The organism is Gulosibacter hominis (genome assembly GCF_904842695.1).
In the GTDB taxonomy this organism is placed as follows: Bacteria; Actinomycetota; Actinomycetes; order Actinomycetales; family Microbacteriaceae; genus Gulosibacter; species Gulosibacter hominis.
In genome coordinates this window covers 1-22,613 of record NZ_CAJGWQ010000003.1, presented here as the reverse complement: position 1 = coordinate 22,613, position 22,613 = coordinate 1, and the positions used below count along the sequence as shown (strand labels likewise).

Here is a 22,613-nt window from a genome sequence, read left to right as displayed (position 1 = left end):
CACACTACCCGTCGCGCGGTTTCCTGACGCCGATGGAAACAGGACCCCTTGCATCCGCAAATTGTGTTGTTGTATTATGGCCTCAATACAGCAACACAACGAGAGGAGTGACGTGGAATTCGAAGCCGGCATCCCCATATGGACGCAGCTTGTCGATGAATTCACCCGCCGAACCGTCAGCGGCGAATGGCAACCCGGCAACCGCATCCCCGCCGTTCGCGAACTCGCCGGCGATTTGGGGGTCAACCCCAACACCGTTCAGCGTGCACTCACCGAACTCGAACGCCGTGAACTCTGCCGAACCGAACGCACTTCCGGACGTTTCATCACCGACAACACGGAACTCATCGAACGCATCCGCGTCGAACTCGCCCAGTCCTCAGCCGACGACTACATCCGCTCCGCGCGAGGCCTCGGCCTCACCCAAGACCAAGCACAGCAGCTCATCACCGAAAGTTGGCACCGCCATGACCATGACGAGCCCGAAAGTCGATAGCCCCATGAACACGACCGCACCACTCCTCCAGATTCGTGACCTCCACAAAAACTACGGAAAAACAACCGCGCTCGACGGTGTCAACCTTGATCTCACAGCCGGCCGCATCGTCGGACTACTCGGCGAAAACGGCTGCGGCAAATCGACCCTATTGAAAACCATTGCCGGGGTTGTCGCCGACTACCGCGGTGACGTGCGGGTGCTCGGCAACACCCCCGGACCAGAAACCAAAGCCGTCACGGCGTTCTTGCCCGACAGCGAGTTCCTCCCTCGCGGGCTAACCGTACGCTATTGCCTTGAGATCTATCAAGACTTCTTCGCAGATTTCGACCGAGGTCGAGCGCACGACATGATTTCGTTCTTCGGAATGGACGAGTCAATGAAACTTAGCGAAATGTCAAAAGGGATGCGCGAAAAAGTACAGATCGCGCTGACCATGTCACGCCGAGCCAAACTTTATCTACTTGATGAGCCGATCAGCGGCATCGACCCGGCTGCTCGCGAAGGCATTCTCGAGGGCATTCTCCGCAATCTCGAGCCCGACTCGCTACTCATCATGTCTACCCACCTCATCCACGACCTCGAACCCGCACTCGACACTGTCGTATTGATGCGTCAAGGCCAGGTCACGCTGACCGGAGACGCAGACGATCTCCGTGCCGAACACGGCCTCAGCATCGACGAACTTTTTCGGAAGGTGTACCGATGATTACCAAGCTGCTCAAACACGAATTCATTCGCACCCGCGGCATCCTCGCCACTGTGCTCGGCGCAGCCACAGCATCAATAGTGCTCGGATGCATCCTGATGATGCTGCGCATACCAGTGCTCGACGGATTTGGCGTACTACTCACCCTGCTTCCGCTGATGGCCATCATCCCAGCTGTACAGATCATTCTTGCCGTAGATTTCTGGCGCTCAAGCTTTCAAGCAAACGGGTATCTCACCCACTCGATCCCCGTAAAAGGATCAACGATTTTCTGGACCAAACTGCTGTGGGCTACGATCGCCACCGCTATCACGCTCGCAGTCACCTTCCTGCTGTTCTGCTTGACATGGTTCAGCCTGGCCAACACACCCGCCGCCGAAGCAATGGGAATCAGTGAGCCAAACCCGTTCGCCATGATGGGAGCGCTAGTCCAGGCAGCCAGCGCCTCCGTGCCAATGCCAGTGCTGATTGGCGTCGTTGTCCCGCTGCTGCTGCTCGCGCTGTTTTTCGAATGGCCGGTGTACTACGCCTTTGCCGCCACTATTGGCAGTGCCGGCAGGCTTGGGCGCATGGGCTTTGGCGGGCCAGTGATCGCAGCCATCAGCGTCTGGATCGCCGGGCAAGTTATCGGGTTCGTCTGCATCCTGGCGGTTCCGCTCGGCTTTGATTTCGCACCGCTTGCATCCGGTAACACCCCCGAAGTCATCACCTACAGCCCGATCAATGATCTCGTCAACAATGTCGATCGCGAAGTGATGCCGCTTGGCGTGTTCCTCGGAATGTTTGTTGTGCTGGCAGCATGCCTGCTGCTCTCGCACCGGTCGTGGAATAAACACGTGACGCTCAACTAGTTTCTGCCTCGCCCGGCGAGACCCGGTCTCCGCGCCGGGCGAGGCAGATCAACGCATCCTCAAAGCCACCGCAGCGGCTTCCCTGCCACCAACACGGTCCCGCGCGTTGCCGCCCACCGCAGCGTTGCCGCCCACCGCATCCTCAAAGCCACCGAAACTCTCGAAAGCCACCGCAATACCGGTGTCTCTGAGCGATTGTGGTGTACGGCAAGCCCGCAAGTCGAGCCGCAACCGCGAGCGCAGTTTTCCACAGGTGCCGCCGCCACCGGTTTTCCACAGCAAGCCCTGGAGCACCACCCAAACTCGCCAGTGTCCGCTTGGCTGGCAACATGCAGTTACATTTGGCCTCAGAGATTCCGCCCGACAGCCCGTTCCGCCTTGAGATTCAGCAGCGGCTCCACCGCGGCGAACTCACCCGCGTGCACCACGGCACCTACCTAGAGTCAAACCCCGCAGATGCGCAGCAGATCACCACTGAAATCCATCACGTCGCCCGCGCATTTGGGTTTGCCAGCCGCAGCTCGAAGTCAACACTTAGCGGAATTAGTGCCGCAGCACTTCATGGGCTCCCGATGCTTGCATCACGATTGCGCGGCCCCATCACTGTGACCCGCAAAAACCCTGGTTCGCGGCGACCGTCCGTGATGGTCAGCCGCGCTGAGCTGCGCCCGGAAGACATTACCTCTGTGCAACAACTCCCCGTAACCACGCTAAAGCGAACAATTCAAGATCTCGCGAGCCTGGTTCGACCACACGAGCTCCTTGCCGCAGCCGACGCAGCCCTGCGGCAGGGCGCCAGCCTTGAACATCTCAGTGAGCCCCGACGACAGCGAAGGTTGCTGCGTTGGGTTGAAGCGCATGCTTCTGAACGAGCCGAGAGTTTTGCCGAGTCGTGGAGCAGGTACATCTTCATTCAGCATGATGTGCCGCTGCGCCTCGAGCAGGTTTCCGTGTTCGACACTGATGGCAATTTTGTTGCCCGATGTGATTTCGGCACCGAGCTCGGAGTGCTCGGCGAATTCGATGGCCGCATTAAATATGACCGCATCGCCGGATCGAGTGAGGCTGCGGCTTCGATGATCATGGCTGAAAAGCAACGCGAAACACGGCTTCGCGAACTTGGATGGGATGTGGTGCGCTGGAACTGGGTTGATTTGCAGCAACCAGCCGGGCTACTCAGGCGGCTGCGTAGACAACTTGAAAGCGCAGCATCTGCGCCGCCGCCTCGCGGATTTATTCGCCTCGAGCCGGTGAAACGGGTCAAGCCACCAGACTGGCGCTCATTATTCGAGCTGTTGTGAAGGTGGCCGCTCGCTCAGGTACACCGCAAACAGCCAAAGCCACCGCTATAGCGGTGTACCCCGACATTTGCGGTGTACCCGAAGGAAGGCGGCGGGGCGCAGCGGGGCGCGCAGCGCGCGCGGCGCCCCGCTGCGCCGGAAACGCGGACGACCCCGCCGGCAAGCATCCGGCGGGGTCGCTGCGAAGAGGCGAGAACTACGCGCGCAGAGCAGCTGCGAGCGAGTCGAAGGCCTCGACGTAGGCGTCGATTGCGGCGTCGTCGTGGGTAACCGAGAGGGTCCACTCTTCCTCACGACCCGGGGTCATGAAGATGCCGTGGTTCATGTTCCACACCCATGCGAGGTCGGCCAGGGGGCCACCGGTGCGGGCGTTTTCCATGTACGACTCGTAGTCGACAACCTTGTTGTCCGAGAACACCACGCAGCCCTTCGAACCGATACCCACGGTGTAGGCGATCAGGTCGTAGCGCTTGATGACATCGTTGCAGCCAGCGAGGATGCGGTCGTTCAGGTGAGCGAGGTGTGCGTATGCGTCGTCGGTGAGCACGTCGAGCAGCGAAGCGCGAGCAGCGGCGAGGGTCAGCGGGTTACCGTTGTAGGTACCCACCTGGTACACCGAACCGTTCTCAACAACCTCGGCAACTTCTTCGCTCATACCGATGGCACCTGCGGGCAGACCGCCACCGAGGGCCTTGGCGAGGGTCACCATGTCGGGCTTCACACCGAACTTCTCGGTTGCGCCACCGGGAGCGATGCACAGACCGGTCTTCACCTCGTCGAAGATGAGGACGATGCCGTGCTTCTTGGTGATCTCGCGCACACGCTCGAGGTAACCGGGCTCGGGCAGCACCACACCGAGGTTCATCATGGCGGCTTCCATGATCACACAGGCGGGGAGGCGACCTTCAGCCTTGAGGGCCTCGATGCGCTTCTCCATGGTGTCTGCGTCGTTGAACGGCACAGCAACGGTCATGTCGACGGTTGCCTGGGGCACACCGGCGCCGTAAGGGATCGACTTGTAGTTGTCGCGGGGGCCGATCTCCTGCTCGGGGATCCATCCGATGTCAACCATGACGGTGTCGTGGTGACCGTGGTACGAACCGAAGATCTTCATCACGGTGTCGCGACCGGTGTAGGCACGGGCGATACGGATCGCGTCCATGGTCGATTCCGAACCCGAGTTGGTGTAGCGCCACTTCGGCAGGCCCCAGCGGCGGGCGAGCTCGTCACCGACGACGATGGCGTCCTCGGTGGGAGCGGCGAAGTGCGTACCCATGGGGTAACGGTCGCTGACGGCTTTACCGATGGCGGGGTGTGCGTGACCCTGCACCATCGAGCCGAAGCCGTTGTGGAAGTCGTAGTATTCGTTGCCGTCGACGTCCCAGATGCGGGGGCCTTCACCCTTTTCGACGTAGATGGGCCACGGCTCGTGGAGCTGGTACGACGATGCGACACCGCCCGAGAGGTGCTTCTGCGCAGCCTCGTAGAATTCCTTCGACTTCTGCGTTGCGGCGTTGAGCTTCTCTTCCTCGACCTTGATCAGTTCTTCGATGCGTTCGACGTTGATTGGGGTACCCATAAGAGTTCCTCTTTCATGCCCGGCCTGCGGCTAAAAGATTCGAATTTGATTCGTTTCGTGTCGATCCGACCGGCCTGGCGTCGGCGACAGGCGTGACCGCAACCGGCCACTCAAACGATTATAAACACCGTTCACTTAATTTGTGGCTGGGAATGCGCTGATTACCTGCTGAATGGTGTCAGCAGGCCAATCAGCGCAACCAGCCGGGGTGCTAAGCGTTGCGGTCGACCACGTGCATGGCCCGGGATGCATCCACAATCGACCCGGATAGTGACGGGTACACAGCCCACGAGCTCGCAAATTCGTCAACGGTCAAGCGCTGCTCGATCGCAATCGACAGCGCCAACACCAGTTCGGATGCGCGCGGCGCCACAATCACACCACCGATGATGGTGCCGAGGTTGTTGCCGGCGATCAGCTTGACGAAGCCGTCGCGGAAGCCCTGCATCTTGGCGCGCGGGTTACTGGCCAGGTCAATCTTGTAGACGCGGCCCTCGCGGGTGCCCTCTTCGATGTCTTTTTGCTGCCAACCAACGGTGGCAATTTCAGGGTAGGTGAAGATGTTCGAGGCCACGTTCCGCAGCCCGATCGGTCGCACCTGGTCACCGAGGGCGTGGAACACCGCGGTGCGCCCCTGGGCTGACGCCACGGATGCGAGCGGGAAGAATGATGTGCAGTCACCGGCCGCGTAAATATTCGGCACGCTGGTGCGCGCCACGCGGTTGACCCGGATGTGTCCCGATTCGGTCAGCTCAACTCCCGCATCCTCAAGACCGAGCCCGGCCGTGTTGGGAATCGAACCGACGGCCATCAGGCAGTGCGAGCCACGCACTTCGGTGCCGTCTGAAAGCGTCGCCACCACCTCATCGCCGTCGCGCACCACCGATTCGGCACGGGTGCGCGAGAGCACGTTCATGCCGCCGCGCTTGAACACTTCCTCGATCACATCGGCGGCGTCGGTGTCTTCGCCGGGCAGCACGCGGTCGCGTGATGAGATCAGCGTCACTTCCGATCCGAGGGCGCGGTAGGCGGATGCGAATTCGGCGCCGGTGACACCCGAACCGACCACGATTAGGTGCTCGGGCAGGGTGCTGAGGTTGTAGAGCTGCTTCCAGGTGAGGATGCGCTCGCCATCGGGCTTTGCCGAGTCGAGTTCGCGGGGCGAGGCACCCACCGCGACAACCAGGTAGTCATATTCGAGGCGGTCGAAGTCGGTGCCGCCAGGCGAGGTTGCTACCGCAACGCCGCCGTGGTCGAGGCGCCCGTAGCCCTCGATAATGCGCACGCCGTGGTCTTTGAGGTTGCGGCGCATGTCATCCGATTGGTTTTGTGCCAGGCGCAGGATGCGCTGGTTGAGCTTGGAGAGGTTGACGGTCACTTCGCTGCTGCGCGGGTTGTTGTGGTCGTCGCGCACGTAGAACTGCACGCCGAGCTCCTCCGCGTCGCTGATCGCGGTGGCTGCTTCGGCCGAGGCGATGAGTGCTTTTGAGGGCACCACATCGGTGAGCACAGCCGAGCCGCCCATTCCTGATGCTTCGACGATGGTGACATCGGCACCCAGCTGGGCGCCTGCCAGGGCGGCTTCGTAGCCGCCGGGGCCACCGCCGATAACGACAATCCGGTGTTTACGTTCCATGAACTTTGCTGCCGACATGGGGTTCATTTTGCCATGCCCGGATGCATTGGTGAACCTGATTAACTTTTTGCTGATCGGGCGCCCCGTTTTCGTGCGCCAGCAATCTTCAGCGCATTCCGAAATTGCGCATCCCACAACTACGTAGGCTTATTGCATGACAGATGAGCAGTTCACCAATCCGCTCGACAATCCCGCAGCCGATCCCGTTGAAATTGCGCAGCAGGCAGCCCGCGTGGTGGCCGAACGCACGGGGGTCGACCAGCACGATATTGCGCTGACGCTCGGGTCGGGCTGGGGTAAAGCAGCCGATGAACTCGGCGAAACCGTCGCGGTAATTCCGGCCGAAGAGGTGCCCGGGTTTAGCCGCTCGGCAGTGGCGGGGCACTCGGGCACGCTGCGCTCGATCCGCCTGGAATCGGGCCACCACGCCCTCATTATCGGCGCCCGCACTCACTTTTATGAGGGGCACGGGGTGCGCCGGGTGGTGCACTCGGTGCGCACCGCGGCTGCTACGGGCGCGAAGGTCATGGTGCTCACGAACGGTGCCGGTGGCCTGCATCCCGAATGGGCACCTGGCACGCCGGTGCTGATTCGTGACCACATCAACCTCACCGCCGCATCCCCGCTCGAGGGCGCGACCTTTGTTGACCTCACCGATCTTTATTCGTCGCGCCTGCGGGCACTCGTGCACGCCAACGACCAGCTCGATGAGGGTGTGTATGTGCAGTTCCGCGGCCCGCACTACGAGACTCCGGCCGAGGTGCGAATGGCGGGCGTGATGGGCGGCGATATTGTCGGCATGTCGACCGCGCTCGAGGCGATTGCGGCTCGCGAAGCGGGGATGGAGGTGCTGGGCCTGTCGCTCATCACCAATGCCGCCGCGGGCATTTCACCGTCGCCGCTTAACCACGCCGAGGTGATTGCCGCCGGTAAGGCTGCCGAACCCAAGCTGGCCGCGCTGCTCGTTCGAGCCGTGCAGTCGATTTTGAACGCATAGGAGTGCCCATGATTCCCTTGCACCGCGTCAGCCAGACCGCAATTCGCGCGGCGGCTCAGCGCTGGCTCGAACAAGACCCCGACCCCGACACCCGCGCCGAGCTGCAGCAGTTGCTGGATGCGGCCGGCTCGATCGAGCCGCACGGCATCACGATCGCCGAGGACGACGACACCCCGCACGCGCAGGCGTGGCGGGAGCTGCGTGACCGGTTTTCAACGCGTTTGAGCTTCGGCACCGCCGGGCTTCGCGGCCGGCAGGCTGCCGGGCCGAACCGGATGAACCGGGTGACGGTCGGGCAGGCAGCGCGCGGCTTCGCCGACTTCTTGCTCGCTCGCGCCGAGCGTGACGGCACCGGCACACCCACGGTTGTGATCGGGTACGACGCACGCGTCAACAGTGATGTGTACGCGCACGATACGGCCGAGTTGATGCAGGCGGCGGGCGTTAATGCCACGCTGCTGCCGCGCATGATGCCCACTCCGGTGCTGGCCTTCGCGGTTCGCCACCTCAACGCATCCGCCGGTGTCATGGTTACCGCCAGCCACAATCCCAAGTGGGACAACGGTTACAAGGTGTATTTGGGCGGTGATGACCACGGTTCGCAAATTGTGCCGCCGAGCGACGGCGAGATCGCTGCCGCCATCGAGCGGGTCGCAAACCACCAACTCCTGAACGAGCTGCCGCGCGATGCCGGCTACGAAATTGCCGATGAGTCGGTCATTGATGCCTATGTGGCCGAAACCGCGAAGGTTTTGCGGGGCCGGTTCGATGCCGAACAGCTCGCGAATTTCAAGGTGGTTTATACCCCGCTGCACGGGGTGGGATGGGATACCTATCGCCGGGTGCTCGCAGCCTGCGGTATCCCTGAGCCGACGGTGGTTGCCGAACAGATTGAGCCCGATGGCAGCTTCCCCACGGTTGATTTCCCGAACCCCGAAGAACCGGGTGCGCTCGATCTCGCCTATGCAAAGGCCGACGAGGTTGGCGCCAATCTGGTGATTGCCCACGACCCTGACGCCGACCGGCTAGCGGTGGCACTACAGGATGTGCACGGCCAGTGGCAGCGCCTGGGCGGTAACGATATCGGCAAATTCCTCGGTTGGCGCGCTGCTGAGGCAGCAAAGGCGGCCGGTACCGGTGGCACGCTGGCGACCTCGCTGGTGTCATCCCCCGCGATGTCACGGGTGGCGCAGGCATACGACCTCGACTATGTCGAAACACAGACCGGCTTCAAGTGGATTTCGCGCGCCGACGGCATCATTTTTGGTTACGAGGAGGCACTCGGATATCTCGTCGACCCCGATAAGGTGCGCGATAAAGACGGCATTTCGGCGGCGGTCGCGATGCTGGATCTCGCGATCTGGCTGGCCGGCGAGGGACGCACGCTACACAGTCTCGACGACGAGTTTGCGGAACGGTTCGGTGCGTTTTCATCCCGGCAGGTTTCGGTGCGCTTTGACGAACCAAACCAGCTGGGCGCGACGATGAGCCGACTGCGTGAGCAGCCACCCACCGAGATCGGTGGCGTGCCGGTGGCCGAGTTTTTTGATTTCGAAACCGCGGCTGAACCGGCAAATATTTTGCGCATCCGTCTCGCTGACGACACTCGCATCATGGTGCGACCCTCAGGAACCGAGCCAAAAATTAAGTCGTATATTGATGCGGCTTCGAGTGAGGGTTCGGTTGCGCAGCGGCGCGCGTCGGCTGAGCAGCGTGCGGATGCTGCGGCAGCGGCAATGCGGGCGGTGCTACTGGGCTAGCGGCTCGGGCCCGATCCCCCGCCCATCAACATGACCCCGGCTCGGCACTGCCGCCGCAGCCGGGGTCTCGCTTTGTGCAACCCACACGAGCCGCTAGTGGTGCAGCTCAAGCATCGGCAGTTCGGCGCGCAGCAGCGCCACCAGGTCTTGAGGTTGTGTGCTGCGCACCGCGCTCACCACCAGGTCGGGGTTGTTTTCGAGCGCGGTGGCCACACCGGCGATCACTCCGAGATGCTGCGCCGAGTTCGTGGTGGTGATTCCCACGACAAGTCCCACCGGGTCGAAGTGCGGGTGCTCAAAATTCACGCCGTCGGGGAACGTCACCGCCGACAGCCCGTTGCGCACAACGTCTGGGCCCGGTTGCGCGTGCACGAGCGCCAGGTTTGGGGCGATCACCATATAGGGCCCGAACCGGTCGATCACATTAATGAGTCTCCGCTGGTAGCCCTGCCGCGCGCATCCGGCCTGCACGAGCAAATCACCCGATTGGGTGACCGCCTCTTGCCAGGTGTTGGCTCGGCTGCCGAGCCGCACCAGCTGCTCGTCAAAATGTACTTGGATTCGTTTGTCGCTGCTCATTATTCCGCTCTGCCCGTTGCCGCGGCCGGGGGTTGAAAGCTGCGGCGCAATTGTTCGCAGCGTCGGGTGATGCGCTCAGCGAGCGCTTCCCGCTCAGCTACCGGCAGGAAAGCGCCCTCTGCAGCGTTGAGCTGCAGCAGCTCGACTTCGTCGAGGGTGTAGTCAAACTCGGCTGCCAATAGCGCCAGTTCACGGCTCACGCTCGTGGCACTCATCAAGCGATTGTCGGTGTTGACCGTCATCGAGAATCCCAGCTGGAATAGCTGCTCGAATGGATGCGCGGCGAGGCTTGGCGTACCGGTTTGCAGGTTGGATGATGGGCACGATTCGACGGTGATCCGCCGGTCGCGCACCCAGCGGGCCACCGCACCCAGCTCTGCCGCTCCATCCGAGAGCGTGATGTTGTCAATCAGCCGGGTGCCGTGTCCGAGCCGCAGTGCGCGCGCATCCCGCAACGCCGAGGTGATCGATTCGATACCGTCAGCCTCACCAGCGTGGCAGGTGGCGGGCAGCCAGTGCCGGCAGCAGTAGTCGAGGGCTGCGAGGTGGTTCGAGGGAGGGAACCCCGCTTCGGGGCCGGCGAGATCGAAGCCGCACACGCCGCCAGGTTCGGGCGAAGCGTGCCGCACAGCGAGCTCGGCGATTTCTGCTGAGCGGTCGGCCTGGCGCATGGCGCAGATCAGCTGCTGTACGCGAATATCGTGGCCGCGTTCGGCGGCCAGCTGCATCCCGGCAGTGATACCGTCACGAACCGACGCAACCGCCTCGTCGAGGTCGAGGCCGCGCTGCTGGTGCTGTTCGGGTGCCCAGCGCAGTTCGGCGTACACGACACCGTCTGCGGCGAGGTCGAGCACCGCCTCGCGAGCGACGCGCTCAAGGTTCGCTGCACTTTGCATAACGGCGACGGTGAGCGCGAAAGTTTCGAGATAGCGTTCCAGCGAACCAGAGTCGGCCGCGGTGCGGAACCATTCGCCGAGCGCTTCGGGGATTTCAGCGGGCAGGGCGATATCGTCTGCCTGTGCCAGCTCGATGATGGTTGCGGGGCGCAGGCCGCCGTCGAGGTGGTCGTGCAGCAGCACTTTGGGTACTTCACGGGCGTCGATGCCGTCAGCAAGCATCAGCCGATCGACCTCAATGCGTGCCATTACGCCACCCTCCTCATTGAATCGCAGCTGGTCTGCATTTCGACTTCTTCAATGCTATCTGGCCGCTGCACCGACCCGACCGTGCAGAATGACACTGAATAGCGTTCGTTTCTGGTCGCTTGCACACAGTACCGGTTGGTTCACCCCGTCGGTCAGTTGATACTGCGCTTCCCGGTGGATTCCCGGTTTTGGCCAAACTCCCCACTTAGCAGCGCCTGTCGCACACCACTCTCCACATCAGCCAGGCCAGCCAGGCCAGCCGGGCCAGTCGGGCAAGCCTCACCACCCGGGCACGCCCCACCAGTCACACCAGCCACTTCAGCCACACCCGAAACGACTCGCGACGGCGGCGCCGGGTTCACCCAACTCGAGTGCGCCGTCGAGCGAGTCGAGCGCCAGCGCAAAGCGGTCGGCATCCTCGGCGTGCAGGGTGTAGAGCAAATCCCCCGCGCGCACCGAGTAGCCCGGCTTCACCGCCAGATCGATCCCGGCACTGTGCACCACCGGGTCGGCCGCCCGCGCCCACCCCGCGCCGAGCCGCCAGGCACAGCTCGAGCTACTGCCAGCACGAGTCGCACCGATGAAGGAGCTGCCCAATGACTTCTAGAGCGTATGTGTGGACGTGGCTACCCGGAGAGTCTTCGCCGGTGGTCGCGGGCATCGTCGACACCCCGCCTCGAGGGTTCCGGTATGGGCGTTCATACCTGGGCAACCCTGCCGCCATCCCGATCGGACCAGATCTTCCCCTGCGGGACGGCCCACTGCTGCCAGTGAATCCCGACTTCCCCATCCCCGGCGCGCTGCTGGACGCACTCCCGGATCGATGGGGCCAGCGGGTACTGGAACTGCAGTTGAAGGTTGACGAACCATCGATGCACGTCTGCATGCTGCACGCCGACTCGAACCGTTTCGGTGCACTCGACTTCCCGACGTCACCGGTTGATTACATACATCGGGGCAGCCGGGCCACGCTAGACGAGCTCCACACTGCGGCAGAACTCATAGACAAGGGCAAACCACTCACGCCGCACCTTGAACTCGCGCTCCGTCACGGCACCAGCATCGGCGGCGCTCGCCCGAAGGCGCAATTGGTCAATGAAGTGGGTGACGAGTGGATCGCAAAGTTCTCGTCGACAACCGATATTCTGCCGGTCGTGCAGGCCGAAGCCGTCGCGCTTGACCTTGCCAAACGATCGGGGATGCGGGCAGCCCAACATGAGCTGGCACAGTCGCTCGGCAAGCATGTGTTGCTGGTCAAACGGTTTGACCGCACACCGGACGGTGGGCGGCGTCACACCGTTTCTATGTTGACCGTGCTCCGGCTCACGGAAATGACTGGACGCTACGCCACCTACCCCGAGTTCCTTGACGAGATCGGGGCGCACTACAGCGAAGAGCTGTTCCGACGAGTCGCATTCAACATCGCCATCGGCAATGTTGACGACCACGCGAGAAATCACGCCGCGTTCTGGGACGGGGCTGAGTTCTCGCTAACACCCGCCTACGACCTTGACCCGACAGCGCGGGGCCGTGGCTGGGATGAGAATCAAGCGATCGCGTTTTCGCGCGATGGTCAGCGCAGCAGCAGTCTTGCCGAGCTGCTTAACACCAGCAATGACTTCTACATCAATCGCCAGGCGGGCAAGGCCAATCATTGACCGCATCCGTGACGTCATTGAGACCTGCTGGGACGACGCCTGTGAGGCGGCAAAACTGGCCACCTCCGACTCACAAGCGATCCGAACTCGGGCGGTGCTCCACGAAGCAGCCATCAAAGGATTAGCTCCCCCGATAGGTCTTTACAACGCAGTCACCCCGTCGGACCCGTCAGGATTTCACCCCCATCAGACGTGGCCGGCAGGCATCTGCGGCGCACCAACCCGAGACGGCACTCCCTGCCAGCGACGAAGTCGCTGGCCGTACCACGGGGGGCTGAGCACGGCGGATCGGCGGGGCTGTGCGTCAGGCCCTGTCGAAGGAATACTCATCGACCGTGAGCGTGGAACCAGTCAAGCGCGGTCCATGCTAGGGCTATGGCGCCATCTACGATCACTTTGTCGGCAGCATCCGATATCGCTGCCTCAGCAAACTCTGCCTGATGATTCACAACTGGATAGCAATTGAGGCCAATATATGGATGAAGAGACGGCACCACTTGAGATACGTTCCCCATGTCGGTTGACGCTGATGAAGCCATGAGCGAACCAGGACTATCGACTGAGGGCACACGATTCAAGGCTTGGATGTTCTCGCCGTAGAACCCTGCCAATTCTGGGCAGTTGTTGAACTCAGCATACCGACCACCGTCGAGAGTAATCGAGACCTCACAACCCGTTGCGTGAGCTCCGGCCTCGAAGCATTTCCGCACGCGCCCCTCAACCTCCAGCAGTTGCGCTGTTGAGGCTGCACGAACATACCACCGCCCTGCAACAAGGTCTGGAATCGCGTTCGCGGAAGCCCCACCGTTAGTGACGACCCCGTGTATTCGCACCCCATCTGAAAGCTGCTGACGCAGCATCCCAATCGCTGTTTGAGCGATCACCATTGCGTCGGCAGCGTTGCGCCCGTTCATGGGGAACGCCCCTGCATGAGCTGCTTTGCCGTGGAATTCAATCTCAAGGTGACTTACAGCGAGTGGGCTGATCTCGACTACGTCTTCCGGCCCCGGGTGCGCCATCAGCGCAATACCGAGGTCCGCGAACGCGCCCCGGTCAAGCAGCTCGATCTTGCCGCCTTTCCCCTCCTCAGCAGGGGTCCCAATGACTTGAATCTCGAACCCATACTCTTCGGCAGCCGGCAAGAGCGCCTGCGCAGCACCCACAGACATCGCAGAGATGAGATTGTGACCACATGCATGCCCCATACCAGGCAGGGCGTCATACTCGGCGATGAAACCAACTGCTCCTCTTGATTCGCTTGGGCGATAGGTTGCCCGAAAAGCCGTGGGGAGATCGAGGTAAGGGATCTCAATTGCGAACCCTTCCTTGCTCAAAAACTCAGACACTGCCTGCGATGACTCATACTCTTGCCATGCAGTTTCGGCGAACCCATGAACCTGGCGCGAGAGCGCAATAAGGTCATTCCGACGCTCCGCGACGCGTTGAGCAACTCGCTGCTTGTGTATCGAAACCGTATTCACGCTAGGCACCACTCGACTATGCAGGCATGAGTCGTACACCATTGCGTTCATTACACCACTTGCCTTGCTGCACGACGATGCGACCAGACTGCATCACCCAGTTAATACCCACAGGTTCACCAAGCGGGTGGTCGTAATCGCTGCCAGATCGCACCGAGTCGGGGTCAAAGCAAACAAGGTCAGCAACAGCTCCAGGCTTAATGAATCCACGAGCTGGCACCCCAAATTTCGCCGCAGGGAGACCGGTCATCTTATGAACAGCCTCCTCCAGCGTCATCGCACCTTGTTCCCGAACGTACTTCCCGAGAACAGTCGGGTAAGTGCCAGTCAGGCGGGGATGAGGCAAGCCTCCAAGGCTGGCCGAATTGCCGTCCGACCCAACCATCGCGTAATCGGCTCTCAAGAACTTCACCATGTCACCCTCTTCCATCGAGAACTCGAGCATGATGACAGCAAGCTCTTCTTCAATCAGCACTTTGAACAGCGCGTCAATTGGATCAATATCAAACTGCTGGGCAATCTCTACTAGGTTCATTCCATTGAATCGCTCCGTTTTCGACGAAGCAACACGAATCCCCTCGGGGCCGGCGTTGTGATAGGCACTATCCCAGTCGGGAATCTCAGTAGACTCTAGGTCTGCCCGAATTCTCGCAGCAGATTCAGGCGAGCGAAGCCTTGAAATGGTTTCTGCGGCACCGTCAGCCAGAGCCCAAGGCGGCAAGCATGCTGAAAGCTTGGTAGATGCCGCCATATACGGATAGACATCGATATGAGCATTTACGCCTCGACTGCGATAGGCCTCGATGAGCGCAAGCGCTTCTTCTGCCTTCCCCCAGTTATTACTACCCGACAGTTTCAGATGTGAGATCTGTAGATTGGCACCCGACCGCTCGGCCACCGAACAGACTTCATCAATTGCCTCGTGAAGCGAATTTGACTCATTGCGCATGTGACAGGCAAGCGTATGCTTCGCGCCAAGAATTTGGGCAAGTGCCGCCAATTCTCCCTCTTCACTATAAAGGCCGGGAGGATAGATTAACCCGAGGCTGAGACCAAAAGCACCCGCATCAAGGGCTTCTGAAAGCAGTTCCTGCATATGCAGCATCTCCTTGGCCGATGGCGCCTCAGCACGCACCCCCATTGCAGCCGCACGCAGAGCCCCATGCCCCACAAGTGGACACATATTAGTTACATACCCGTGGCCATCAAGCACATCCAGGTACTCAGCGAATGTAACCCAGTCATAGTGAGGGACGTTGTGACTCTTACCAATGGTGCTCTTGAGACTGTCAGCACGGTCAGGGTTGATCGGCGCCACGGTGCTCCCACAGTTCCCCACTACTTCGGTCGTAACACCCTGCAGAATCTTGGTGATGTCGTCCTCCTGAAGCAATGGTGAAATGTCCGCGTGGGAGTGAACGTCAATGAATCCCGGAGCCACGACGGCATTCCTGGCATCAATGCTATTGGGCAGGGGAGACACATCTGATGCGGTCGTCTCTGGCGTTACTGCCGTGATCACGCCGTCTTCGATTGTTACCCATCCCGTGAACGCAGGTGCCCCCGTGCCGTCAATGATGCGCGCGTTGGTGATGCTGAGCTGGATTGCCATGTGGCTCCCTCGGCGTTGAAAGTCTGTCTCGTTTGCCTGAGCATACATTTGGAGCCATAGTGGGATAAACCAAGATTTAGCAGTCTGGATTGTCAGTAATCACAGAGAGGCGATCGTAATGACTCAACCTCGCACCGAGCGCGACTCAATTCAGGCACTCATCGAGATTCTTGGCCCAACAACTGTCTACAGCTGGCAACGCGCACCCAACACCGAGCCACGGCTCCTGACAAGCGCGCTGGTTTCACCCAGCGATACGGAGATCCCTGACGTTGGCACTGGGGGCGTACTCGTGTACGCAGGTTCACCCGGGGAGCTGCAACGGCAATTCACCGAAGAGCAGCTCCTGCACAACGGCTTCTCAACCGTTGTCGTCAAGATCGATGGGCAGTCGACCAACGGGTCCCCCGTCTGGAGAGCAGTCTCATGGGTGTACTTAAGGCGAGAAAGCTCACTCGGCCGAGCATATGTGTCAATCTGGTCAATGCTGAACCAAGAGGACGAACACAATGTGGGTAGCGTGTCACCATCAGGGAGACTATTCGCCATCGCCAATGGCCTGGCACGTCTTATGGGAGGCGCTGTTGCCATCGAGAACGTAGAACGTCACGTCATCGCCTACTCCAGTGTCGAAGGACAGCCGATCGACCCACTTCGACAAGCTGGCATCTTGGCACGTAAGGTTCCCGAGAGCTCAATTCACGATGGGCAATACCAAGAGTTGTATCAGAACGAAGCACCGCGAAGGTACCCCTGCCTCGTAGAAGGCGAAGAGTTCCCACGTTTTGCAATAACCATCCGCGATGGAGAGGAAGTCCTGGGATCGATCTGGGTGTTAGACACTGGGCAATCCAGTCCCGGTGACACTGCCGCGGCTCTTCGACGTGCCGCGGCAGACTCCCGCGAAGCACTGCTCAATGTCCGAGAAAAGGAACTCCTATTGCTGCGTCTTGAGGGGCAACGACTGCACCGACTCTTGATTGGGGAGTCACGAAACCCTATGGAATTCGCACAGCACCTCGAACAGATTCCCTCGACACCAACGCTCTTTCACTACGCCGTGCCTGCAGATGACAATGAACCCCTCCGTGTCAACGAACTCACTCTAGCAATCAGCCGCAAGCTTGGGACACTTGGGTTCCAAGCGGTCGTAACAGTCATCGCGCGAGATCTAGCCGTAATGATCACGAACTGCCGCACAAAAGAGGCCATGGAGAAATGCGCCAACGCGATCGCAGAAGCGGTCGAAGAACGAACTACTCTACCCACGAGAGTTGTCTACGGTCGTTATGGCTTGAGCGAACTCCGGTCTGGTGGAGCTTGGGCTGAACTGTGCCTGGGCGCACAAGCCATGACACTCCCCCAGATCGGCGGCCAGGTACGCGACATTAACTCCTTGCGCACCTACTTCTTTCTGCTGGACCTGGGCGATCAAGCCCTTGAAGCGGCTCGCCGGTACTCACCCGCCGCCTCGCGTGAACTGCTAGACGGCGACAGCCCCAGCGTGGCAGACGATCGGAAGTCGCTGCTGGCCTACTTCAACCACTTCGGCGATATTGGACGCGCTTCTGAAGCACTACATATCCATCCCAATACCTTGCGCTACCGACTCAACCGCGCGAAAGAACGGTGGGAACTCGATCTCCGAGGCGGGGCCGAAACCCTCGGCCTTTGGCTATCACTGTGGGCAAAGGAGTTGAGCGATGCAACACCTGACAAGCTCGACAACCTGACTTAGGACCACCCAACCGCTTGTAGTTTAGAGTCTTCAACAAGAACTCCAAGCATTACTCGTCGGATTGCACGAAGAACTTGCACGAGTCGAGCGATACAGTGGCCCTACCGCGAGACATAGGCGTCTCGCCCTACCCCAAGGTGGTTCAACGATGAACAAGTGGCTTAAGACTCTGGCAGTCAGTTCAACTCTGCTCCTGCTCACGGCTTGCGCCAGTGGAAGTGGCGGCACCGATGGCGAAGAAACAGCCTCAACCGCTCAGAGCGAATTCAACCTGGAAGTCGACCCCGAGATTCGGGAGATGCTTCCTCAAGAGGTCCTTGACCGAGGCTACATTTCTGTCGCTGCTGACAGCCCATACCCACCGTTTGTTTTCCTCGACGAAGATGGCGAGACACTTATCGGTGCCGACCCTGAGATTGCCGCAGCCCTCGGACAGCTCATGGGCGTGGAGTTCCGCATGTCACCTGTAGCGCAAGCGAACCTCATCCCAGGTCTTTCCAGCGGAAAGTACGACCTCGCTATGTCAGGCATGGCTGACAAGCTCGAGCGACAGGAATCCGTGACCTTTGTTGACTACATGCAGAATGGTGGCGCCTTCGTTGTAACACCCACTGCAGAGCACCGACCCGAGAAGCTCGAAGACCTGTGTGGCCTTTCGATCTCAGTGCAGTCAGGCACCACCATGGCCTCCACAGCTGCAGAACAAGTGGAAGAGTGCTCAAAATCAGGCAAGGGCACACTAACCATTAATGAGTTTCAAGGCCAGGACCAAGTCCTACTCGCTATCACCAGCAACCGCGCGGATGTAGCCATGATCACTGCCGGTTCGGCTGCATACATGGTGTCTCAGTCACCCGAGGAGTTTGAAGTGGTGTCACTTTACAACGACCCAGCGAAACTTGGGATCGCAGTCGCAAATGGTAATGATGAGCTGGTTGCCGCCGTTGAGGCCGGCATGAAGAGACTCTTCGAAGAGGGCGTGTACGAGGAAATTCTGACTAAGTGGGGCCTCTACGAGTTCAATTCAATTGATGCCGTGACCATCAACGATGCTAAGTCGTAGCCACGTACCTAGAACGCGCGGCGGCAATAAACTCAAGGGGAAACATGTCAGGACTACGCGTAGAACATCCGCGCCACTACGGACGCTGGATAGCGAGCATCATTGCAGTAGGAATTCTTGCACTCATTCTTTTTGACATCCTTGGGAACCCCCGATTCTACTGGGATGTAGTTCTCGAATACGTATTCTCAGAACGGATCGTAAACGGCTTCCTTGTAACGATTGCGCTCACAGTCGCCTCAATGACCACCGGAATCCTACTCGGAATCGTGCTTGCCTTACTGCAAGTGTCAAAGGTTCCGCTGCTGGCCGCTTTGGCAAACCTATATATCTGGTTCTTCCGCGGCACACCCTTGCTGGTTCAAGTGATTTTCTGGTACAACATTGCTGCACTCTATCCAGAAATCACAATTGGAATCCCCCATGTCGTAACCTTTGTCACACTGGACGCGAATCAAATCATCACCCCGATCATGGCAGGCCTTTTGGCACTGTCACTAAACGAGGGCGCGTACATGGCCGAGATCGTTCGAGCTGGTTTGATCGCAGTAGACGAAGGCCAACGTGAAGCTGCAGACTCGATTGGCATGTCAAAGGCTCGCGCCATTCGTCGGATCATCCTGCCCCAAGCGATGCGCATCATCATTCCACCCACCGGCAACCAAGCCATCGGAATGTTGAAGACCACGTCACTAGTTAGCGTCGTTGCAGTTCCGGAGCTCTTGTACACCGCCCAAAACATCGCGGCTACAAACTACAAGACCATCCCACTGCTAATCGCTGCCTCGCTCTGGTATATTGCCGCCACTACCCTGCTTAGTATCGTGCAGTATGTGATTGAGTCACACTATTCGAAAGGTGCCGGCCCGAAGTCTGGACAAAAGTTAGGCAGACTGATTCTCGATAATCTAACGACTTGGAAAGGCCGCCAGCAGAATCCGCAAGGAACTACCCCGAATCAGGGCAAGGTAGCGGAGGGAGCTACTCAGTCATGACCGCATCAGAAAAGCCTATGGTTTCAGTCGTCGAGCTTGAAAAACGTTTTGGAGACAACGTCGTTCTAGATGGAATCAACCTTGAAATCGAGAAAGGCCAAGTCGCCTGCATCATTGGACCTTCGGGCTCAGGTAAATCGACTCTACTGCGGTGCATCAACCATCTCGAGTGTCCGGACGGTGGCTACATCGAGGTCGAGGGTGAGATTATCGGATATGAACGGAAGGGCGACGTACTAAAGCAGCTGCCCAATCGCGCTATCCAACAACAACGTCGTGAAATTGGCATGGTTTTCCAGCGGTTCAACCTGTTTCCACACCTAACCGTGCTAGAGAACATCATCGAAGGCCCTGTAGGGATTCTACGAGAGTCCAAGCGTGAAGCCATCCCCACCGCAGAAGACCTACTAAACAAAGTGGGCCTTAGCGCAAAACGTGACGCCTATCCCAATACACTCTCTGGCGGGCAACAGCAGCGGGTGGCGATCGCACGTTCGCTCGCTATGAAACCCAAGCTCATGCTATTCGACGAGCCGACAAGCGCTCTCGACCCCGAGCTAGTTGGCGAGGTCTTGTCTGTCATGAAACGGCTTGCACTGACCGGCATGACGATGATTGTGGTCACACATGAGATTGGCTTTGCTCGTGAAGTTGGCGACAAGCTCATTTTCGTCGACGGTGGCAAGGTGGTTGAAACTGGGAAACCCGCCGAAATGATTGCCAACCCGCAGGAGCCCCGGACGCGGGATTTCCTTTCGCATCTACTTTAATTCTACTCTTCGAGCACCACACCAGCTCATACTCAGAGCGCGAACCGACTTATTTAGGAATACAAGTGAGCAAGAACGAACTTCTTCAAGTGCTGCCAGAAACCGCCGCTTTCTCTGATGAGCACACCCTTGAAATCGGCGGTTTACCCGTCAGTGATTTGGCTGCCAAATATGGCACTCCACTACACGTGATCGATGAAACTGGACTCCGGCAGCAGATGCGCCGAGTGCTAGATGGGTTGCGCACACGCTGGCCGAAGAGTGACGTACTCTTCGCTTCTAAAGCCTTTCCGATTCGTGCAATGTACTCGATTGCGGAATCTGAGGGTATTTGTGTGGACGTTGCGGGGGGCGGGGAGCTGAACTTGGCACTCCGCGGCGGAGTCTCACCTGAACACATCTACTTCCACGGCAATGCTAAGACCGAAGCTGAGCTCCGAATGGGTCTAGATGCAGGTATTCGCTGCTTCATCATCGACAACTTTGACGAGCTTGCTCGACTGGAGAAGCTCTGCGATCGCGTTCAGGAGGTGATGCTTCGGGTCAATCCCCTGGTGCCAGTCAATGTACATCCGAATCAGGTGACGGCTCATGCAGAATCTAAGTTCGGGATGACATTCGATGAGGCACGTAAGGCGATCGAGAGAATCAAGGCCCATCCACACCTGAGATTTGAAGGGGTTCATCTGCACCTCGGGTCACAGATCCTCGATGTTGAACCCTTTGCAGAAGGTGTCAAAGCCGTTGCCGAGTTTGGGGACGTTGCTACCTATGACATAGGTGGTGGGCTTGGCGTCGACTATTACCCCGGCGAAGGCGCCCCCGCTGTCGATGCATATCTCGATGCCGTGACCGGTGCTGCGGTGGAGGTTCTCCCTCGAGAATCACGCATCATCATCGAACCAGGCCGCGCATTGGTCGCGAGATCCGGAGTCACGGTGTATTCCGTGGTCTCTGTAAAGCGGCGTGATAGAAAATCGTTTGTAGCGGTCGATGGCGGCATGGCCGATCAGCTAGACATCGCGCTCACTGGGCAGCGATACTCGGTGACGAACATCTCCAGGAGCAACCCGAACGATATTTTTGTTGCAGATGTTGTCGGTCGCCAATGTGAGTCGGGTGATTTGCTCGTTAGCGACGCTGAGTTTCAAGGAGCCGAGCCTGGTGATCTACTCGTTATGCCGGTCACTGGAGCTTATAGCTACACGATGACGAACAACTACAACGGTGCTCTGCGCCCAGCTGTAGTCTTGGTCGCGGATGGAAAAGACTATCTGGCAGTCCGCCGCGAAAACTATGAAGAGTTGTCGATGCTGCATGAGCCGGCAGCCGGAGTTGATTGGGCTGCTCGAGCTCGTTAAGAACAAATCAGAGATAAACGACAGACACAATTCACCCGCACGCGAGTGAGCCCCAGCGCCCGCCTTCTAGCCTCCTAACTGGCTTCTGTCACAGGTGCAACGGTGACAAGAGCCAGTCATCCTGGGAGTATCGCGAGGAAGTAGCCGCCGCAAGACCGATAGTAAGCGCCAGCCAAGAGGTGATCCATGAGCACAGCGGTTGCGCGACTGGCCAGCGGCCGCGGCGCTCCGCTGGCACACCAGTCACTTCAGCCACATTCCCAAACGCACGGGGATCCGCAATGCCGAGTGCGCTTGCAAATAACGACACCAGGAGGAACCCTGCATCCTCTTTATTCCAAAAAATGCAAGCGAAGTCGGCGGCCAACGAGGCGTTCTCGCTGTGGGCCTCGCCCGTGGCGGACCGGGCGCAGCGGCTGCTGGAGTGAACGCGGCTTCACGCGCAAATGTCCCCTCAAAACGCCGCATGCACTGTTCTATCCGCCTTTGCCCCTCAATCGACGAAATGTCTATCGCACGCCATGTGCAAAACGTCATTTGAGGGGCACTTCGCGAAGTGGCGAAAGGGTGAAGCACGGGAGATCACCGAGGCCTGGCGAAGGGCAGCGCGCGCCGCGGCACAGCGGGGCAGGCGCGCAGCACCGGGCAGTGTGAGTGTGGACAGGCAAGGCAGGCGCGCAGCGCGACAGTCAAAGCGGCAGCGCGCGGCAGACAGAACGGCCGCGTAGGGCAGCCAGGCTGCGAACGCCCCTAGTTGTTGTGGGCCATGACGTTGTGGCCACCGGAGTGTGGGTAGAAGGAACGGGCCTCTGACCGGCACGATGGGTGGTGTCGAAAACATCCGTCGTCCGAAAGGAGACCCGTTCCATGACCCACCGTAAC

The 22,613-nt window shown here is 59.6% G+C and carries 19 protein-coding genes; 12 read left to right on the top strand and 7 right to left on the bottom strand.

What is annotated here, in order from left to right:
• The first annotated feature begins 112 nt into the window (after positions 1-112).
• From JMV54_RS03350 to JMV54_RS03335, 4 genes are all read left to right on the top strand, one after another.
• Positions 113-496: a GntR family transcriptional regulator gene (locus JMV54_RS03350; protein WP_201517495.1), complete on the top strand. Its 384-nt coding sequence runs from the start codon at positions 113-115 to the stop codon at positions 494-496.
• Between the two features lie 4 nt (positions 497-500).
• Complete coding sequence (locus tag JMV54_RS03345) at positions 501-1,205, top strand: ABC transporter ATP-binding protein (RefSeq protein ID WP_201517494.1); 705 nt, start codon at positions 501-503, stop codon at positions 1,203-1,205.
• Positions 1,202-2,056: a hypothetical protein gene (locus JMV54_RS03340; RefSeq protein WP_201517493.1), complete on the top strand. Its 855-nt coding sequence runs from the start codon at positions 1,202-1,204 to the stop codon at positions 2,054-2,056. Before JMV54_RS03345 ends, JMV54_RS03340 begins: the two co-directional genes overlap by 4 nt.
• Before the next feature lie 329 nt (positions 2,057-2,385).
• Positions 2,386-3,357, top strand: a complete 972-nt coding sequence (locus JMV54_RS03335) for a hypothetical protein (RefSeq protein ID WP_201517492.1) — start codon at positions 2,386-2,388, stop codon at positions 3,355-3,357.
• Between the two features lie 196 nt (positions 3,358-3,553).
• Here the strand turns inward: JMV54_RS03335 and JMV54_RS03330 are convergent, their stop codons facing one another.
• Both JMV54_RS03330 and JMV54_RS03325 read right to left on the bottom strand, forming a co-directional pair.
• A complete protein-coding gene (locus JMV54_RS03330; protein ID WP_201517491.1) occupies positions 3,554-4,936 on the bottom strand; it encodes an aspartate aminotransferase family protein in 1,383 nt (460 codons plus the stop codon).
• A 211-nt stretch (positions 4,937-5,147) separates the two neighbouring features.
• Positions 5,148-6,599, bottom strand: a complete 1,452-nt coding sequence (locus tag JMV54_RS03325; RefSeq protein ID WP_201517490.1) for an NAD(P)H-quinone dehydrogenase — start codon at positions 6,597-6,599, stop codon at positions 5,148-5,150.
• A gap of 127 nt (positions 6,600-6,726) precedes the next feature.
• Between JMV54_RS03325 and JMV54_RS03320 the strand changes: the two genes are divergently transcribed.
• A complete protein-coding gene (locus JMV54_RS03320) occupies positions 6,727-7,569 on the top strand; it encodes a purine-nucleoside phosphorylase (RefSeq protein WP_201517489.1) in 843 nt (280 codons plus the stop codon).
• An 8-nt stretch (positions 7,570-7,577) separates the two neighbouring features.
• A complete protein-coding gene (locus JMV54_RS03315; RefSeq protein WP_201517488.1) occupies positions 7,578-9,329 on the top strand; it encodes a phospho-sugar mutase in 1,752 nt (583 codons plus the stop codon).
• 93 nt (positions 9,330-9,422) lie between these two features.
• Here the strand turns inward: JMV54_RS03315 and JMV54_RS03310 are convergent, their stop codons facing one another.
• From JMV54_RS03310 to JMV54_RS03300, 3 genes are all read right to left on the bottom strand, one after another.
• A complete protein-coding gene (locus tag JMV54_RS03310) occupies positions 9,423-9,908 on the bottom strand; it encodes a PTS sugar transporter subunit IIA (protein WP_201517487.1) in 486 nt (161 codons plus the stop codon).
• Positions 9,908-11,053, bottom strand: coding sequence for an adenosine deaminase (locus JMV54_RS03305; protein ID WP_230972795.1), 1,146 nt, complete (start codon positions 11,051-11,053; stop codon positions 9,908-9,910). Before JMV54_RS03305 ends, JMV54_RS03310 begins: the two co-directional genes overlap by 1 nt.
• 318 nt (positions 11,054-11,371) lie before the next feature.
• Positions 11,372-11,650, bottom strand: coding sequence for a hypothetical protein (locus JMV54_RS03300; protein ID WP_201517486.1), 279 nt, complete (start codon positions 11,648-11,650; stop codon positions 11,372-11,374).
• On the opposite strand from JMV54_RS03300, the gene JMV54_RS03295 reads away from it, so the two are divergent.
• Positions 11,650-12,711, top strand: coding sequence for a type II toxin-antitoxin system HipA family toxin (locus JMV54_RS03295; protein WP_201517485.1), 1,062 nt, complete (start codon positions 11,650-11,652; stop codon positions 12,709-12,711). The genes JMV54_RS03300 and JMV54_RS03295 overlap by 1 nt on opposite strands.
• 326 nt (positions 12,712-13,037) lie before the next feature.
• Here JMV54_RS03295 and JMV54_RS03290 read toward each other — a convergent pair whose 3' ends face one another.
• Together JMV54_RS03290 and JMV54_RS03285 are read right to left on the bottom strand one after the other, a co-directional pair.
• On the bottom strand, positions 13,038-14,192 hold the full coding sequence (locus JMV54_RS03290) for a M20 family metallopeptidase (protein ID WP_230972794.1): 1,155 nt from the start codon (positions 14,190-14,192) through the stop codon (positions 13,038-13,040).
• Between the two features lie 16 nt (positions 14,193-14,208).
• A complete protein-coding gene (locus JMV54_RS03285; protein ID WP_201517484.1) occupies positions 14,209-15,804 on the bottom strand; it encodes an N-acyl-D-amino-acid deacylase family protein in 1,596 nt (531 codons plus the stop codon).
• 118 nt (positions 15,805-15,922) lie between these two features.
• Here JMV54_RS03285 and JMV54_RS03280 point away from each other — a divergent pair, with 118 nt between their 5' ends.
• The 5 genes from JMV54_RS03280 (at position 15,923) to lysA (ending at position 21,731) form a co-directional block, all read left to right on the top strand.
• Positions 15,923-17,542, top strand: coding sequence for a PucR family transcriptional regulator (locus JMV54_RS03280; RefSeq protein ID WP_201517483.1), 1,620 nt, complete (start codon positions 15,923-15,925; stop codon positions 17,540-17,542).
• Between the two features lie 148 nt (positions 17,543-17,690).
• Positions 17,691-18,605: an ABC transporter substrate-binding protein gene (locus tag JMV54_RS03275; protein WP_201517482.1), complete on the top strand. Its 915-nt coding sequence runs from the start codon at positions 17,691-17,693 to the stop codon at positions 18,603-18,605.
• 44 nt (positions 18,606-18,649) lie between these two features.
• Positions 18,650-19,600, top strand: coding sequence for an amino acid ABC transporter permease (locus JMV54_RS03270; RefSeq protein WP_201517481.1), 951 nt, complete (start codon positions 18,650-18,652; stop codon positions 19,598-19,600).
• Positions 19,597-20,370, top strand: a complete 774-nt coding sequence (locus tag JMV54_RS03265; protein WP_276529518.1) for an amino acid ABC transporter ATP-binding protein — start codon at positions 19,597-19,599, stop codon at positions 20,368-20,370. Before JMV54_RS03270 ends, JMV54_RS03265 begins: the two co-directional genes overlap by 4 nt.
• 65 nt (positions 20,371-20,435) lie before the next feature.
• On the top strand, positions 20,436-21,731 hold the full coding sequence (gene lysA / locus JMV54_RS03260; RefSeq protein ID WP_230972792.1) for a diaminopimelate decarboxylase: 1,296 nt from the start codon (positions 20,436-20,438) through the stop codon (positions 21,729-21,731).
• Positions 21,732-22,613 lie beyond the last annotated feature (882 nt).

Coding starts and splice junctions, on each gene's coding strand:
- JMV54_RS03345 (WP_201517494.1), top strand. CDS start 501: ATGAACACGACCGCACCACTCCTCCAGATTCGTGACCTCCACAAAAAC.
- JMV54_RS03340 (WP_201517493.1), top strand. CDS start 1,202: ATGATTACCAAGCTGCTCAAACACGAATTCATTCGCACCCGCGGCATC.
- JMV54_RS03335 (WP_201517492.1), top strand. CDS start 2,386: ATGCAGTTACATTTGGCCTCAGAGATTCCGCCCGACAGCCCGTTCCGC.
- JMV54_RS03330 (WP_201517491.1), bottom strand. CDS start 4,936: ATGGGTACCCCAATCAACGTCGAACGCATCGAAGAACTGATCAAGGTC.
- JMV54_RS03325 (WP_201517490.1), bottom strand. CDS start 6,599: ATGAACCCCATGTCGGCAGCAAAGTTCATGGAACGTAAACACCGGATT.
- JMV54_RS03320 (WP_201517489.1), top strand. CDS start 6,727: ATGACAGATGAGCAGTTCACCAATCCGCTCGACAATCCCGCAGCCGAT.
- JMV54_RS03315 (WP_201517488.1), top strand. CDS start 7,578: ATGATTCCCTTGCACCGCGTCAGCCAGACCGCAATTCGCGCGGCGGCT.
- JMV54_RS03310 (WP_201517487.1), bottom strand. CDS start 9,908: ATGAGCAGCGACAAACGAATCCAAGTACATTTTGACGAGCAGCTGGTG.
- JMV54_RS03305 (WP_230972795.1), bottom strand. CDS start 11,053: ATGGCACGCATTGAGGTCGATCGGCTGATGCTTGCTGACGGCATCGAC.
- JMV54_RS03295 (WP_201517485.1), top strand. CDS start 11,650: ATGACTTCTAGAGCGTATGTGTGGACGTGGCTACCCGGAGAGTCTTCG.
- JMV54_RS03285 (WP_201517484.1), bottom strand. CDS start 15,804: ATGGCAATCCAGCTCAGCATCACCAACGCGCGCATCATTGACGGCACG.
- JMV54_RS03280 (WP_201517483.1), top strand. CDS start 15,923: ATGACTCAACCTCGCACCGAGCGCGACTCAATTCAGGCACTCATCGAG.
- JMV54_RS03275 (WP_201517482.1), top strand. CDS start 17,691: ATGAACAAGTGGCTTAAGACTCTGGCAGTCAGTTCAACTCTGCTCCTG.
- JMV54_RS03270 (WP_201517481.1), top strand. CDS start 18,650: ATGTCAGGACTACGCGTAGAACATCCGCGCCACTACGGACGCTGGATA.
- JMV54_RS03265 (WP_276529518.1), top strand. CDS start 19,597: ATGACCGCATCAGAAAAGCCTATGGTTTCAGTCGTCGAGCTTGAAAAA.